This is a genomic window from Paenibacillus dendritiformis, assembly GCF_015845845.1.
Lineage (GTDB): Bacteria > Bacillota > Bacilli > Paenibacillales > Paenibacillaceae > Paenibacillus_B > Paenibacillus_B dendritiformis_C.
The window spans coordinates 40,445-54,591 of sequence record NZ_LDIG01000121.1 but is presented as its reverse complement, the minus strand read 5'-3'; the positions used below and the strand labels follow the sequence as shown (position 1 = coordinate 54,591).

Annotated in this window: 13 protein-coding genes; 1 reads left to right on the top strand and 12 read right to left on the bottom strand. The window is 54.4% G+C overall.

Annotated features, from left to right (window positions below; all coding sequences use genetic code 11):
• Positions 1 to 129: 129 nt before the first annotated feature.
• From ABD76_RS10505 to ABD76_RS10495, 3 genes are all read right to left on the bottom strand, one after another.
• On the bottom strand, positions 130 to 1,215 hold the full coding sequence (locus ABD76_RS10505) for an HD-GYP domain-containing protein (protein ID WP_197256714.1): 1,086 nt from the start codon (positions 1,213 to 1,215) through the stop codon (positions 130 to 132).
• Between the two features lie 199 nt (positions 1,216 to 1,414).
• The gene (locus tag ABD76_RS10500; protein WP_197256666.1) at positions 1,415 to 2,242 is read right to left on the bottom strand and encodes an undecaprenyl-diphosphate phosphatase; all 828 of its coding nucleotides are present in this window, start codon (positions 2,240 to 2,242) and stop codon (positions 1,415 to 1,417) included.
• Positions 2,243 to 2,263: 21 nt separating this feature from the next.
• Positions 2,264 to 3,712 (bottom strand): bifunctional metallophosphatase/5'-nucleotidase, encoded by a 1,449-nt coding sequence (locus ABD76_RS10495; RefSeq protein ID WP_197256664.1) that lies wholly within the window; start codon positions 3,710 to 3,712, stop codon positions 2,264 to 2,266.
• Positions 3,713 to 3,983: 271 nt separating this feature from the next.
• Here ABD76_RS10495 and ABD76_RS10490 point away from each other — a divergent pair, with 271 nt between their 5' ends.
• Positions 3,984 to 5,045 (top strand): HD-GYP domain-containing protein, encoded by a 1,062-nt coding sequence (locus ABD76_RS10490; protein WP_197256662.1) that lies wholly within the window; start codon positions 3,984 to 3,986, stop codon positions 5,043 to 5,045.
• An 11-nt stretch (positions 5,046 to 5,056) separates the two neighbouring features.
• Here the strand turns inward: ABD76_RS10490 and ABD76_RS10485 are convergent, their stop codons facing one another.
• The 9 genes from ABD76_RS10485 to sufD form a co-directional block, all read right to left on the bottom strand.
• Positions 5,057 to 5,950, bottom strand: coding sequence for a polysaccharide deacetylase family protein (locus ABD76_RS10485; RefSeq protein WP_242069505.1), 894 nt, complete (start codon positions 5,948 to 5,950; stop codon positions 5,057 to 5,059).
• A gap of 614 nt (positions 5,951 to 6,564) precedes the next feature.
• Positions 6,565 to 6,762: a hypothetical protein gene (locus tag ABD76_RS10480; protein ID WP_197256660.1), complete on the bottom strand. Its 198-nt coding sequence runs from the start codon at positions 6,760 to 6,762 to the stop codon at positions 6,565 to 6,567.
• A 46-nt stretch (positions 6,763 to 6,808) separates the two neighbouring features.
• On the bottom strand, positions 6,809 to 7,228 hold the full coding sequence (locus ABD76_RS10475; protein ID WP_197256710.1) for a DUF4183 domain-containing protein: 420 nt from the start codon (positions 7,226 to 7,228) through the stop codon (positions 6,809 to 6,811).
• Positions 7,229 to 7,400: 172 nt separating this feature from the next.
• A complete protein-coding gene (locus tag ABD76_RS10470) occupies positions 7,401 to 7,685 on the bottom strand; it encodes a DUF4183 domain-containing protein (protein WP_197256658.1) in 285 nt (94 codons plus the stop codon).
• Between the two features lie 408 nt (positions 7,686 to 8,093).
• Positions 8,094 to 9,392, bottom strand: coding sequence for an IS110 family RNA-guided transposase (locus ABD76_RS10465; RefSeq protein WP_197256656.1), 1,299 nt, complete (start codon positions 9,390 to 9,392; stop codon positions 8,094 to 8,096).
• A 344-nt stretch (positions 9,393 to 9,736) separates the two neighbouring features.
• Positions 9,737 to 11,134, bottom strand: coding sequence for a Fe-S cluster assembly protein SufB (gene sufB, locus ABD76_RS10460; RefSeq protein WP_197256654.1), 1,398 nt, complete (start codon positions 11,132 to 11,134; stop codon positions 9,737 to 9,739).
• A gap of 44 nt (positions 11,135 to 11,178) precedes the next feature.
• Positions 11,179 to 11,604 (bottom strand): Fe-S cluster assembly sulfur transfer protein SufU, encoded by a 426-nt coding sequence (sufU, locus tag ABD76_RS10455; protein ID WP_197256652.1) that lies wholly within the window; start codon positions 11,602 to 11,604, stop codon positions 11,179 to 11,181.
• On the bottom strand, positions 11,591 to 12,817 hold the full coding sequence (locus ABD76_RS10450; RefSeq protein ID WP_197256650.1) for a cysteine desulfurase: 1,227 nt from the start codon (positions 12,815 to 12,817) through the stop codon (positions 11,591 to 11,593). Before ABD76_RS10450 ends, sufU begins: the two co-directional genes overlap by 14 nt.
• On the bottom strand, positions 12,814 to 14,121 hold the full coding sequence (sufD, locus tag ABD76_RS10445; protein WP_197256648.1) for a Fe-S cluster assembly protein SufD: 1,308 nt from the start codon (positions 14,119 to 14,121) through the stop codon (positions 12,814 to 12,816). Before sufD ends, ABD76_RS10450 begins: the two co-directional genes overlap by 4 nt.
• Positions 14,122 to 14,147 lie beyond the last annotated feature (26 nt).

Below are 14,147 nucleotides of genomic sequence, written 5' to 3'. Positions count from 1 at the left end.
CAGCGTGTCGTCGACGGTATATCCATTGTCCCCATGCCCAAAAAAAGCCTCGGCTGTCCGTTTCCCGCACGTTGTCGCCCCCTAACCACTCTTATTATAGCTTCATTGTAAGCTTCCCGAGTGACAGGGTCAATTTTGGACGTGCGAGCTGACGATCGTCACATTCAGCGACCGGGCCAGATCGACCTCGTACGGCACGGCGAGCTCTTCTCCCTCGGGTCCGGTCAAGATTCGCACAATCGGACGCTGAGGGTATTCCGAATGTATGCGGGCGACGACGCCGGTCTCCCCGGTGCTCAGGCGGACGGACATTCCGATGGGATAGACGGCAAGCCGATCGCGGAACACGGCGAGCATCGATGCATCATAGAGCGTATCTGCCCCCGTGTACAGCAATTCCAACGCGACGTGGGGCAGGGTAGCTTCCTTATACACCCGATGCGACGTCATCGCATCATAGGAGTCGGCAATCGCGACCCATTTCGCATACTCATGAATTTCATCGGAGCGAATTCCGCGCGGGTACCCGCTTCCGTTCAGACGCTCATGATGCTGGAACGCGCAATGAGCGGACAGCAGCGGAATATTCGGCTCCTCCTTCAGGATGAGGTAGCCAAGCTCGGCATGCCGCTTCATCTGGGCGAATTCCTCATCCGTCAGCTTGCCGGGCTTGTTCAAAATATTCAGATCAATCTGCGTCTTTCCGATGTCATGAAGCAGCGCGCCCATGCTCAATACCCGCTGCTCCTCCTTCCCGTATCCGTGATGGATGCCAAGCAGCGTCGTGTAAATGCAAACATTTAACGAGTGCTGGAACAGGTAGTGATCGGTCGCCTGCATATCGGTCAGCATGATCATCGCGTCTTCGTGACCGGACAGCTCGTCGATAATCGAATCGAGTATGCCTCCAAATGCTTTGCCGAGCGAAGAGGACTGACGCGGCTGCTTCCGTGATGTCGACTCATTCATCATCTGCTTGAACTGGCGCCGGATCATGACCGCCGCTTCCCTGCGCGTCTTCTCGCTCAACAGCGAAGGAGCCTCGATGCCTTCCGTCCGGTTATCCTCAATGTACACATAAGAGATGCCCATCTTTGCGAGCCGGTCGATATATGCTTCGGACAACTGTACCGCCTCGCCCAACAGGACGAGGCCTTCTTCATTGAAAATTTTTTTCGCTAGCCGCATGCCGGGACGGCAAGCCTGAATTGGCATCCAACGCACACATGGTCAACCCCTGCTGTTTTCTGATTTGGCAATCCCTTTTCCTCTTCTCGTACGACTCTAGCAGCTACTCTATCATAGCAAAAATGCCGCCGCGCGCGAAGAGGCGAAAGTTGTTTTCTGTCGCTTCCCGGAGCATGCTGCCGGCAGAAGCTGTCGGAAGGTGACCGCCCGCATTGGCATCGCCCTTTTAACGTAAAATGAAGAACCAGAACAGCCCGGCAAGCACGAAGCGGTAGATGGCAAAATGGCGCAGCCGGATGCGCTGGATATGCTTCAGAAAGGTAACGACAACGAGATACGCCACGATAAAGGAGACGATAAAGCCGAGGGCGAAAAAGCCGATAATATCCAGGCTCAGCATCCGATATCCGTCAATCAGCTCGTAGCCGCTCGCCAAGAACATAATGGGAATCGCCATTAAAAAGGAGAAGTCGGCAGCCGCCCGATAGCTGACCCCGCTCAGCATGCCCCCGGACATCGTCGAGCCCGAACGGGAAAAGCCCGGAAAAACGACAGATAGAATCTGGTACAGTCCGATCAGCAGCGCCTGCAGGTATGTAATGTCGTCCATCGTCTCCGCGGCCGGCTTGCGCCGGGAGCCGAACCATTCCGCAATCCACATAAATACGCCTCCGGCCACAAGGGCCCACAAAATCGTCGCGGTATTGTCGAACTGGCTCTTGATGTAATCCCGGGCGAAGTAAGCGACGATGAGCGCCGGTCCGATGCCAAGCGCCACGTGGATCAGATTGAGCCGCTTCGTCCGGACATGCCCCTGGGCTACCGTCCGGCTTCGCAGTCCGAGCATCGCAAGAATCCGCTCCCAGTACACGACCGTAATCGCGAGAATCGCGCCCAACTGGATGACGATTTCGAACGTCTTCAAAAACTCCTCCTGCTCGGCAATGCCCATAAGCCGGGTCGTCAAAATCATATGCCCGGTAGAGGAAACCGGAATAAATTCCGTCAAGCCTTCCACGATGCCCAATATAACCGCGATCCAAATATAGACCATGACAGGTGTCCACCTTTCCGACTAACGATAATGGACAATCGTAAGCCGCTCCTCGCGGCAGCGGCGCAGCTCCTCCGCCTTCCGCAGCTGGACGGCCAAAATATCGCGCAGCATCTCCGGCAGGAAAAATGTGATATCCTGTCCATTTTTCAAGCTCGGATAGCCTCCGCCAAATACAAACATGTCGATCGTGCCGACGACGAGACGATCGTTATCGGCTATTTCCCGGCCATCGAGCCACAGCCGGATCCGCTCGTCGTCCGGGCCGCGCCTCCATTCCACCTGGAGCCCGTCCACGCACAGCGTGCCAAGCTGGCCCCCGCGGAATCCGTAGCCGCGGACGACCCGGCCGTAAGCTTCCTCGTGCAGGCTCTCCCGGATTGCCTGCTTCACGTCCGCTCCGGATAGCTGCATCCGGACCGGATTGATAGGGGATGGACATAGCTTATGCAGCATGCCCTCGGTCACCGTTCCGGCCGGCAGATCCCCCAGCAATTGGCCGGCATTGACGAGGCCGATATCCGCCCCGGTATGATCGCGCAGCGCTTGGGCCAGCAGTTGCCCGAAAGGAGACGGCCGATCGTAGCGCACGGTGAGCGGCTCCGCAACCTGAGCGACAGGGACGGACAGTTGCCGGGCCGCCTCGGCCCTGGCCTGGAGCAGTTCGGCCTCCACGATCGGATCAGGCAGCTCTTCGGTCACCGGGACGCAGCGCACCGACAGCTCCAGTTCGCCCGAAGGGGCCCGACGGCACTCGGCCACGCCCAGATGGTCGCCGTATTTCCCCGCCGCCAACAGCCAGGTCCGGCCCGCTTTATGCCCGTCCGGAAGCAGGTGATGGCTGTGTCCGCCCAAAATAAGGTCGATCCCTTCCGTGCTTTCGGCCATTTTCATATCCGTCGTCAGTCCGCAGTGCGACAGGACAACGACCAGATCGACGCGAGGACGGAGAACAGAGACCGCCTCCTGAACGGAAGATATCGGATCGCCGACCTCCCAACCGAGCAGTCGGTAATAGTCGACGTAAGGCGCAGTGACGCCGACGATGCCCATCCGAATCCCGCCCCGCTCTATCTCGATCCACGGCTTCAGCCAATCCGGACGCTGCCCGGTGCCGAGCGCGGTGACGTTCGCGGCCAGGACGGGAAAACGGGCATTGCTCCGGTATACTCGCCCAAGCCGCTCCGGCACGAATGTCAGCCCTTCATTATTGCCGATCACGGCGGCATCATAGCCTAGCCGGTTCATAAGCCGCACATTCGCCGCGCCATAGCTCCCCTCCGTCTCCATATAAGCCCGGTCCATGTGATCGCCGCCATCCAGCAGCACAATCTTTTCCCCGCAATGCCGGCGGTAACGGTTCATAAGCGAGGCCAGACGGGCCGCTCCGTCCCAATGGCTATGAATATCGTTCGTATACAGCAGCAGAATCGAATCCGAATCCGATGTATTCCATTGAAGCGATGGCATCGTATTCCCATCCTTCCCTTCTCTAGAATGGCGTGCACTGATTAGAATAGCATGTGTCCGATTCGCGTGGCTACAGGGGAAGAGCGGAGGGATGGCCGGCCATCGAGGCTGGATGGATCGGATTATACAAGCCCTACTACTCTGTATACGAGCGGTGGGCCGATTTCATGACCGATAATTTTTAAGTAAAATGGGAAATGCTGTTGTCACGCTCCGATGAAGTTGATATGATTACGGTACATATGTTGTCTATTTTTGGCTAGGACGGTGAATGAACGTGAAGGTTCATGTCTTAAGCGTTACGGACGGCGATATCGTGGCGAAGGATATTTTTAATTCCCACGGTCTTCTTGTGATCTCCGCCGGAACGAGATTGAAGGAGAAGGACATCGCCCTGCTCCTGCGGCATCATCTTGATTTTATCGATATTGAAGAAAGACAAGCCGAATCGATGACAACGCTTCCACAACTCGCTTCCTCTTCCGGAGCGGATCGGCTGCAGTCTTCCTACAGGGAAGCGGTCGCCGGAGTTGAGAATCTATTCTATGAGGCGGCTGCCCATGGTCATATACAAGATGAGCAAGTGGAAAAGACCTTGACCCCGCTGATTCACCAGATAAAAGCGGAACGGGATGTCGTCTCTCTGCTCTTGAGGATGGGGGCGGAAGATGACTGCACCTACCAGCATTCGGTGCAAGTCGGAATGCTCTCCTATTATTTGGCGAAGTGGCTCAATTATAATGAGGCGGATGCGGTGCGCGTCGGCAAGGCCGGCTTCCTTCATGAGATCGGCATGGCCCTGGTGGATGCGGATACCTCATGGCTGGAAAGGGCGGGAATTCAGAGCGAGGAAGAAGCCGAGAAGTTGAAAAAGCACACCCGCTTCGGGTGCGACTTGCTTCGGGGGACCTATGAAGACGAATGGCTTTATCTGGCCGCGCTGCAGCATCACGAACGGCTGGATGGAAGCGGTTATCCGTTCGGCCTGAAGGAAGACGAGATTCATCCCGTCTCCCGTATTGTCGCCATCGCCGATGTATACAGCGAGATGACCTCGGCCTGCAGCGGCCTGCCGAAGCAGAACCTGTTCTGCGTATTGCGGGAACTGCACGCGATGAGCTTCGGCCAATTGGATCCTACGATGACCCATACCTTTATTCGGAACATGATTCCGAACTTCCTGCACAAGCAAGCCCGCCTGAATGACGGCCGGACGGGAGTCATCGTGATGTCGAATCAGACCGAACTGTTCCGCCCGCTCGTGCAAATCGATCAGGAGTTCGTCGATCTGGCGCAGCGGAGACAGTTGGAAATCGAGCATGTGTACATGTAACCTCACTTTTCTTATTTGCGGGGCGTTTTCACTTCTCCCTTGACCCGGTGCGCCATCAACTCGGAGACCGTGACCATGGAGTAGCCCCGCTTTTTGAGCTCCGGCAAAATCGTCTTCAACGCCTCCACCGTCTGCGAACGGCCCTCCGCGAAATCATGCATCAGCACGATGTCCCCATTCCGGGCCGAATTCAAAACTTTATTGACAATGCGCTGAACTCCTGGCGAGCTCCAGTCCTTCGTGTCCTGATGCCACGACCACATGACGATGCGGTAATCGTTGGCACGGGCGACATCGACAAGCTGTTGGTTATAGTAGCCGCCAGGCGGGCGATACAAGTGAGGGGCCGTTCCGGTCACCTCTTTAATGAGGCGGTGCGCCTTCATCATATCCTCCTCGATCTCGGCGGCCGATATCCCGCGGCGGAAATATTTATGGTAGTATGAATGGTTCCCGATCTCATGTCCTTCACGGAGAGTGCGCTTCGCCAATTCCGGGTTATCCTTGAGCCGCCAGCCGACCAGGAAAAAAGTCGCCTTGGCGTCATACTGCTTCAGTAGCTCCAGAATGGCAGGCGTATTTTTCGGATCAGGGCCATCATCGAAGGTAAGGGCAATCCGCTTGCCGGCTGACGGCACCTCCCAAACGATATCTCCCCGCTCTTCGAAATAAGCCCGATCCTTGCGTACCGGCTTCCCGGCAGCGCTCATCGCCATTGGGCTCAGCTCTTCCATAGCTGCAGCAGCAAGCGCTCTCCCTTGGGCAGCCATATCTCCGGAAGCCTTCCCCGCAGCCTCCCCTCTATGTACACTCGTCTCCGCCGTAACGAACAGCAGGGCTATTGCCGCAAAGCAGATCATCCCGATTCGTGCCGCTCGTTCCAGGCGTTTCCTTACGCGTTTCATGTCGCTTCCTCCTTCACAACTGCTGTCGAACATTCTCTGCGGTGCGCGATGCGGCGCAAGCAGTGTAGATTCACTTATTATGCGCCAGCGGAGGGAAGACATTCATGGGGAACCGGATTACGAAGGATTCTGCGTCGGCCGAAGGAGCTTGGGGACAGAAAAAATGTGGAAAAACTGTATATCTGGTTTCTATTGTTCAATTGATTCAATTACACGAAAGCTGCCTGAAGAATTTTTCTTCAAGACAAGAATATAGAGTATATTCCGATTGCTATCATTAGCAGAGATAATGCAGGTCCCTCTAGAGAAATCATGTTCTGCACCTTCATCTATTTGAAAATTATCGCCGTAGGTCGCTTTCACATACTGTCTGGCGAATTCAAGCGTCGCCTGCTTCTCGATATAGATGTACGATCGATATCCAGCAAAAAGGATTATCTGGGCGGCGAGAACGAGCCAATTCATCAATCGGCTATATATCTATCATATACTGGTTCAATCAAGGTGATATTTTCAGATGATGAACAACTTTCGGGTATTATCCCTCACAAAGATGGATAAATCAAGTAATTATTATTATTTTATATAATTATCGGGAGAAAAGGAAACTTACTCTACTTCATCGCCAGTGGTTTCAACTCCTGCTGCACTTCATTCTTGTAACGATGTATCATGCCGATCGTCCGCGGCCGGTCAGCCGTCTCCAGGACAAGATGCGTTCCAGCCGGAACGGGCGTCAGCCCCCTGCCGCGAGACAGGCGGCATGCAGGACGCCGTCCCGGATGCCGCGTAAGACAATTCGCCGGCAGCACACAACGTATCCCCCACCATCAAGGTGAGGGAACGGTGCCTGCTGCCTCATAGTTCCGGTTTCAAGATGATTCGGATGAATTGAAGGGTAATGGGAACTCCCTGCTCGGGGACCCCATCGATTTGGAGGAGACCTTCCGTAACGGTATATGCGTTGAGCGGCTGCAGCATACCGTTAATAAATAAATTAAAGTATGAGACCGTTCCTGGGTTCAGTATGCTGCTGCTCTGGAATTGTGCGAGTCCATCCCCGTTCGTGTATGCGTTTCGAACCCCGTCCGCGATCGTAATGAACTGAAAGGTCTCCACCTGCAAAATCTCGGGAGCCGGCGGAGGAACCGGTTCCCCCGGGAACACCGCCCGACAGTCCGGAGGAGGGGAAAGGGAATTACACGGGCCTTTGGCAGAAGGATCGAGAAAGCCGATTTTCAAGGCTGGATCCCACGGTTTTGCCGTAACGCGAATCATTTGATTGTCCACGTTGATTGTTCACCCCCATACAAGTGGTGTGGCATCTTATTCCTATCGTATGCCGTTTACGTTTATGGGGACCTACCAGAAGCACAAAAAAAGCTGTTCCGGAAAGCGGACTCCCGAAACAGCCAATGAGATGCTTACTTACGAAACCGTGTAGCCGTTATTAATTGACTACAAATTCGACCACGACAGGAGTGGCACCATCCAACACATTTCCATCCGGAATCGTAATCGTCGTCGTTGTTACGGTTGACGTATCCCCCAATTGGACGACTCCATTGATGTAGAGAGTATAATAGGCAAAAGATCCTGGAAAGGCTGTAGCAGCGGCGCCGGTATCGTCAGTAAATTCAGTTGCCGCTATCGCGAACGTAGCGCCTGTACCTGTACCGTCGCCAATTGTCGCCTGAAATCTCCGGCCCGCCAAAAACGGTTTAGTAATTGCCATTCCTTTCACCTCCCTCAATAAATTAATGTTTTCTTCGTTTTTCTAGCTATTACGCATGTTTTTATCTTTGACCTACGAAGCGCTTGAGGATAATATTTGACGGAGAGTGAATATATGGGATCGACCTGTCGGCGGGAATAGAGGTGGTGGTCACCTCGTTTTAAAAGCCGTATGGTCGCATATGGATCTCCACATGTTCCCTCGCGGTTAACCCTCCCATATCTCCCTGGGTCGATGCCCTTACATTCCTTCGTTCTACCTCTCAAGGGGTGGAGGCCAGGTTAGCTCCTTAACGGGGTCGATGCCCTTATGGTGATGATTTCTCCCAGCCTATCCGTGCTTCGTTTGTCAAAGATCAACTTGTGTATAAGCGCGAAACGAAAAGTAGGTTGCTACGCTGCGAATGAATCAAGCCACTGCTTGCAATTGTGCCTCCCGATGTGGGCCGAGCACCTTACTGCTGTCATAGTTCTTCTGTTTACGGCCTAGTTCAAACAAGACGCGGATGAGTTTGCTGCAGATCGCAATCATGGACTGCTTCTTTTTCAGCGGGTTATCCCGGCGTGTGGTGAAGTACAAGTGCAGTGCCCGGAACTCTGGGTTCTTGGCGATCATCGTGAGTGTCGCCCGGAACAGCAAAGCCCGAAGGCGACAGCGCCCACGCTTGCTAATGGTTGTTTCTCCTTTGTGAAGCCCGGAGCTGTTTTCCCGTAGGCTCAGACCGGCGTGACGGACGATTTGTTGGCTATGGTCATAGCCGCCCAAGTCTCCGACTTCCGCCAGGAATCCTGCCACAGTGACGAGGCCGATGCACGGAATGCTCAACATGTGGCTCGCACCAGGAATCTGTTCCACCAGACCCGTCACAAACTCCATCAGTTGCTCAATCTGCCTGCACAGCATGGCATATTGCTCCAAATACATGGCTAGCTCATGCTTGGCCGCCGTAGCGCCTTCTGTGAGGCCGATGGACTTTCGGGCTTTCCGGTAGAGCAACTCCGCTCTCTTGGGGCCAACAGCTCGCTTCACGTCGTTCTTCTTCAAGGTCCCCACCACCGTTGTTTCGCCTGCGGCTATGACATCTTGCGGCAACGGAAAGTTCGTAAGCGTAATGAGTGAGGCCTTGCCTTCCCAGTCTTTAAAAACTTGCCTATATTCGGGAAAGAAGCGATCCAGCCAATTGTGAATTCTTCCTTTCACGCGGTTCAAATCCCCACACAGACGGTCTCGCTGATTCATAAGCACACGCAGGTCGGCATAGATGCCCTCTGGCAGCTGTGGCTGTGTATAGCGTCCGTCAATGACGAGTTTGGCGACGACTTTCGCATCTTTGATGTCGTTCTTGGTCGGCGAGTTGTCGTCGAGTTCCTTGCTTTTCTTGACGTGATGCGGGTTGACAAGCACAACCTCAATGCCACGCTGCTTCAGGAAATGAAACAGCGGGAACCAGTAGTGACCGGTTGGCTCAACGCCCAGCAGTATATCCGTTAGCCCATGCTCTTGCTTGATGGATTCAGCCCATGCTAGCAGGTTCAACAGGCCATTCTCGTCGTTCTGGAACAAGCACCGCTTGCCTAGTTCGATGCCTCGATAATTAAAGGCACGAGCGACGTGGTTGTGCTTCGCGATGTCGGTTCCAATGACCAGCGTCGTTTCGGAAATTCTCGAAATCCGTTGATTTTGCTTGTTCGATTGGGTAAACTTCATAATGAGCGTCCTCCTCTTAATTAGGGCAGTGAATGTACGGTATTCCGAGACCCAGCATACAGGAGGCGCTTTTTGTTTTGCAAACTGCATTTTAATTCATTACAGGAATAGCTCCTTAATCACGGGATGCTATATTTAATGCAAGCGGGACAAGGAATGAACTGTACAACTGACTTGAGGAAATCATACATTTTCAGTAAATTAAGAAATTATATGGATAAAACGTTTTCAGCTAGGGGATATGCTATGAGGCACTCTCAGGGCAAAAAAACGTGCCCGCTTGACGTCAACGGCAACGTTGGGTCAAGACGGACACGTATGAAACACTTGATTTATTTATGAAATTACCCGATACTGCCTTCCATCTCGAGCTTGATGAGACGATTCATCTCAACCGCATATTCCATCGGCAATTCCTTCGTGAACGGCTCGATGAAGCCCATGACAATCATTTGTGTCGCTTCGTCTTCCGTCAATCCGCGGCTCATCAGATAGAACAGCTGATCCTCCGACACCTTGGACACGGTCGCCTCATGCTCCAATTGAATGTTGTCATTCATGACTTCGTTATACGGAATCGTATCGGACGTGGATTGATTATCCATGATGAGCGTATCGCATTTGACATTGGCCTTGGAGCCTTCGGAATTCCGGCCGAAGGACGCGATGCCGCGATACGTTACTTTGCCGCCATGCTTCGAGATCGACTTGGATACAATTGTCGAAGTCGTGTCTGGCGCCAGATGAAGCATTTTCGCGCCTGCATCCTGATGCTGGCCTTTGCCCGCTACCGCGATGGAGAGCACCGAGCCTTTGGCTCCCCGTCCCTTCAAAATAACGGCCGGATATTTCATCGTCAGCTTGGAGCCGATGTTGCCATCCACCCATTCCATGTTCGCGTTCTCTTCGCAGACCGCACGCTTCGTAACCAGGTTGTAAATATTCGGCGCCCAGTTCTGAATCGTCGTATAGCGAACGCGGGCATTCTTCTTGACGATAATCTCGACGACCGCGCTATGCAGCGAGTTCGTACTGTAGATCGGAGCCGTGCAGCCCTCTACATAATGCACGAAGCTGTCTTCGTCGGCGATGATGAGGGTGCGCTCGAATTGCCCCATGTTCTCGGAGTTGATGCGGAAATACGCCTGCAGCGGAATTTCGCATTTGACTCCCTTCGGCACATAAATAAAGCTGCCCCCGGACCATACGGCGCTGTTCAATGCCGCGAACTTGTTGTCCGCCGGAGGAACGACCGTGCCGAAGTGCTCCTTGAATATTTCCGGATGCTCGCGCAGAGCCGAGTCGGTATCCATAAAGATAACGCCTTGCTCTTCGAGCTCCTTTTGCATGCTGTGGTAGACGACTTCCGACTCGTACTGCGCGGATACGCCGGCCAGGAACTTCTGCTCCGCTTCCGGAATTCCGAGCTTGTCGAACGTCTCCTTAATCTCCGCAGGCACTTCTTCCCACGTCTTGCCCTGCTTCTCGGAAGGGCGAACATAATATTGGATATCGTCGAAATCCAATTCATCTAGGTCGCCGCCCCAACGCGGAAGCGGCATTTTCTCGAATTGCTTCAGCGACTTCAAGCGGAAATCAAGCATCCAGTCCGGCTCGCCCTTAATCTTGGAGATCTCCCGGACGATTTCCGGAGTCAATCCTTTGCCCGATTGGAAAATCGATTGGTGATTATCGCGAAAGCCATATTTATATTCCTCAAGTTCTGGCATTTCTTTCGCCATGGTGCATTACCTCCTCCGTACGTTATCCACGTACCTTCTCGCCGTTATTTCGTCGGCTCTTCAATCCCTTTGCGCAGCGCGTTCCAGGCCAGCGTCGCACATTTGATCCGGGCCGGGAATTTGCATACGCCAGACAGTGCTTCAATATCCTCATACTCGTCGAATGTCACGTTCTCGCCTTTCACCATGGAGGAGAATCGTTCAGCCATCTCAATCGCTTCTTCCAACGTTCTGCCCTTGACCGCGTCGGTCATCATCGAGGCGCTCGACATGCTGATCGAGCAGCCCTCTCCGGTAAAGCGGGCATCGATGACTTTATTATCCTCCACCATAAGCTGCAAAGAAATGCGATCGCCGCAGGTCGGATTGTTCAATTCGATCGTGACCGCATCGGAATCGAACGTACCGCGGTTGCGCGGCTTTTTGTAATGATCCATGATGACGCGCCGGTACAAATCATCCAATTGCATCGCTGAAATACTCCTTTGTTGCCCGCAAGGCTTCTGCCAGACGGTCGATGTCTTCCTCCGTATTATACAGATAGAAGCTGGCCCGTGCCGTCGCGCTTGCCTTGAGCCAGCGCATCAGCGGCTGGCAGCAGTGGTGGCCGGCGCGAATCGCAATGCCCTTCGAATCGAGAACGGTCGCGACATCATGCGGGTGAACATCATCCAGATTGAAGGTAACGAGACCGATCCGGTTCTTCTTCGGACCGTAAATCGTAATCCCTTCAATCGCGGAGAGCTGCTCGACCGCATATTGCGCCAGCTCATGCTCATGAGCGGCAATCGCGTCGAGACCGACCTCTTCGAGGAACTTCATCGCCGCGGCCAAGCCGACGGCTCCGGCAATAATCGGCGTGCCGCCTTCGAAGCGCCACGGGATCTCTTTCCATGTCGACTCATACAGGTCAACATGGTCAATCATTTCGCCGCCGAACTCGACAGGCTCCATCTTGTTCAGCAGCTCTTTCTTGCCATACAACGCTCCAATGCCTGTCGGAGCGCACATTTTATGCCCGGACAGCGTATAGAAATCGCAATCCAAGTCCTGGACGTCAATCCGCATATGCGGCGTGCTCTGCGCCCCGTCGACCACCATCACGGCGCCGTGGCGATGCGCGATGGCCGCGATCTCCTTCACCGGATTGATAACGCCCAGCACGTTCGAGGCATAGGTGACCGCGACAATCTTCGTCCGATCCGTCACGGTCTGTTCCACGTCCGCCAGGTCAATCGTTCCATCCTCTTGCAGAGGAATATATTTCAACGCAGCGCCGGTTGCCTTCGCAACCTGCTGCCACGGAATGAGATTGCTGTGGTGCTCCATCGGCGTCAATACGATCTCGTCGCCTTCCTTGCACACGGAGCGGGCATAGGAGGAGGCAACCAGATTCAGCGCCGACGTCGTGCCGCGAGTGAACACAATCTCCTCCGGATGCCGGGCACGAATGAACCGGGCTACTGTCTCGCGCGCTCCTTCATAAGCATCCGTTGCCCGGGAACCGAGCGTATGCACGCCGCGGTGGACGTTCGCATTGTCCCGTTCATAGTAGTCCTGAATAGCACGGATAACCGCTGCCGGCTTCTGCGAAGTAGCCGCATTGTCCAAATAGACGAGGGGGTGACCGTTAATCTCCTGACTCAGTATCGGAAACTGCTTACGAAGCTCGCGCCCTATCATTGTCCTAACTTCCTTTCGATGTACCGGCGCAGCAGATTCTGCAGATGCTCATTTGGCAGTTCGGCCACGACCGGAGCCAGGAACCCGCGAATAATCAGGTTCTCCGCCTCCTCCTTGGATATGCCGCGGGACATCAGATAATAGACTTGCTCAGGATTCACTTGCCCGGCCGATGCGGCGTGTCCCGCCTTGACGTCGTCCTCGTCGATGAGGAGAATCGGGTTGGCGTCGCCGCGGGCTTTCGGGCTCAGCATCAGCACGCGTTCGGTCTGCTGTCCGTTCGCCTTGGAAGCGCCCTTCTCGATCTTCGTAATACCGTTGATGATGGAAGAAGCGGATTCACGCATCACCGCGCGAGTAATCATATCGCTCTCGGAAGCGAGGCCGATATGAACGGCCTTCGTCGTAATATTCAGCTTCTGCTCGCCGCTGCCGACGCAGATGACCTTCGCGTCGGAGGTTGAGCCGTTGCCCGTCAGAATCGAGCAGGTATCGGAAGCTCCATTGCCGTTGTTCATCTCGCCGACGACCCACTCAATGCGGCCGTCATTCTCTACGATGGCACGGCGGAACGAAATATCCGTCGTCGCTTCGCCGAGATGGTGAATCGAAGCGTAAGTCACCTTCGCCCCCGGCTTGACGAACACTTCCACCACGCCGTTGTGCATCACCGGTTCGGTCAACGGGCCGGACACGTAATTATCAACATAATTCACCCGGCTGTTCGCATCGGCGACAATTAACACATGCGGCGCGAACGTAGCCTTGGAATCATCGGTATAGAATAAAGCTTGCACCGGTACGTCCACTTCTACATTACGAGGCACGTACAGGAATACGCCGCCGTTCCACAGCGCCGCATGCAGCGCTGCAATGCGGTGCTCGTCAGCCTTGACGGCCTGCATCAGATACAGCTTCACCAGCTCTTCATACTCGCGTGCCGCCGTATGCAGATCCGTGAAGATGACGCCTTTGGCAGCCAGTTCGGCATTCAGCTTGCTGTATACGACCGCGGAATTATGCTGCACCAGCACATTTTCCGGCTCCGCGCCTTCGCCGAACACAGCGCGGGCGCCTTCCGGAAGAGCCGCGAAGCTGTCCGCCGCCGCGCCTTCCGCATACTGACCGTATGCATCCAGATCCCAACGGTCGATTTTCGTTTTTTCAAATATCGGGTTATCCAGTGTTGCCGCCTTGTCCAAGGCCTGCAGCCGGAACTCGGTCAACCATGCCGGTTCGTTATTGCGGGCGGAAAGGTCGGCTACCGCATCCCGGTTCACTGGTAAAGTTATTTGCGTGCTCATCGGTTCCATCGCTCCTCCTGTCAATC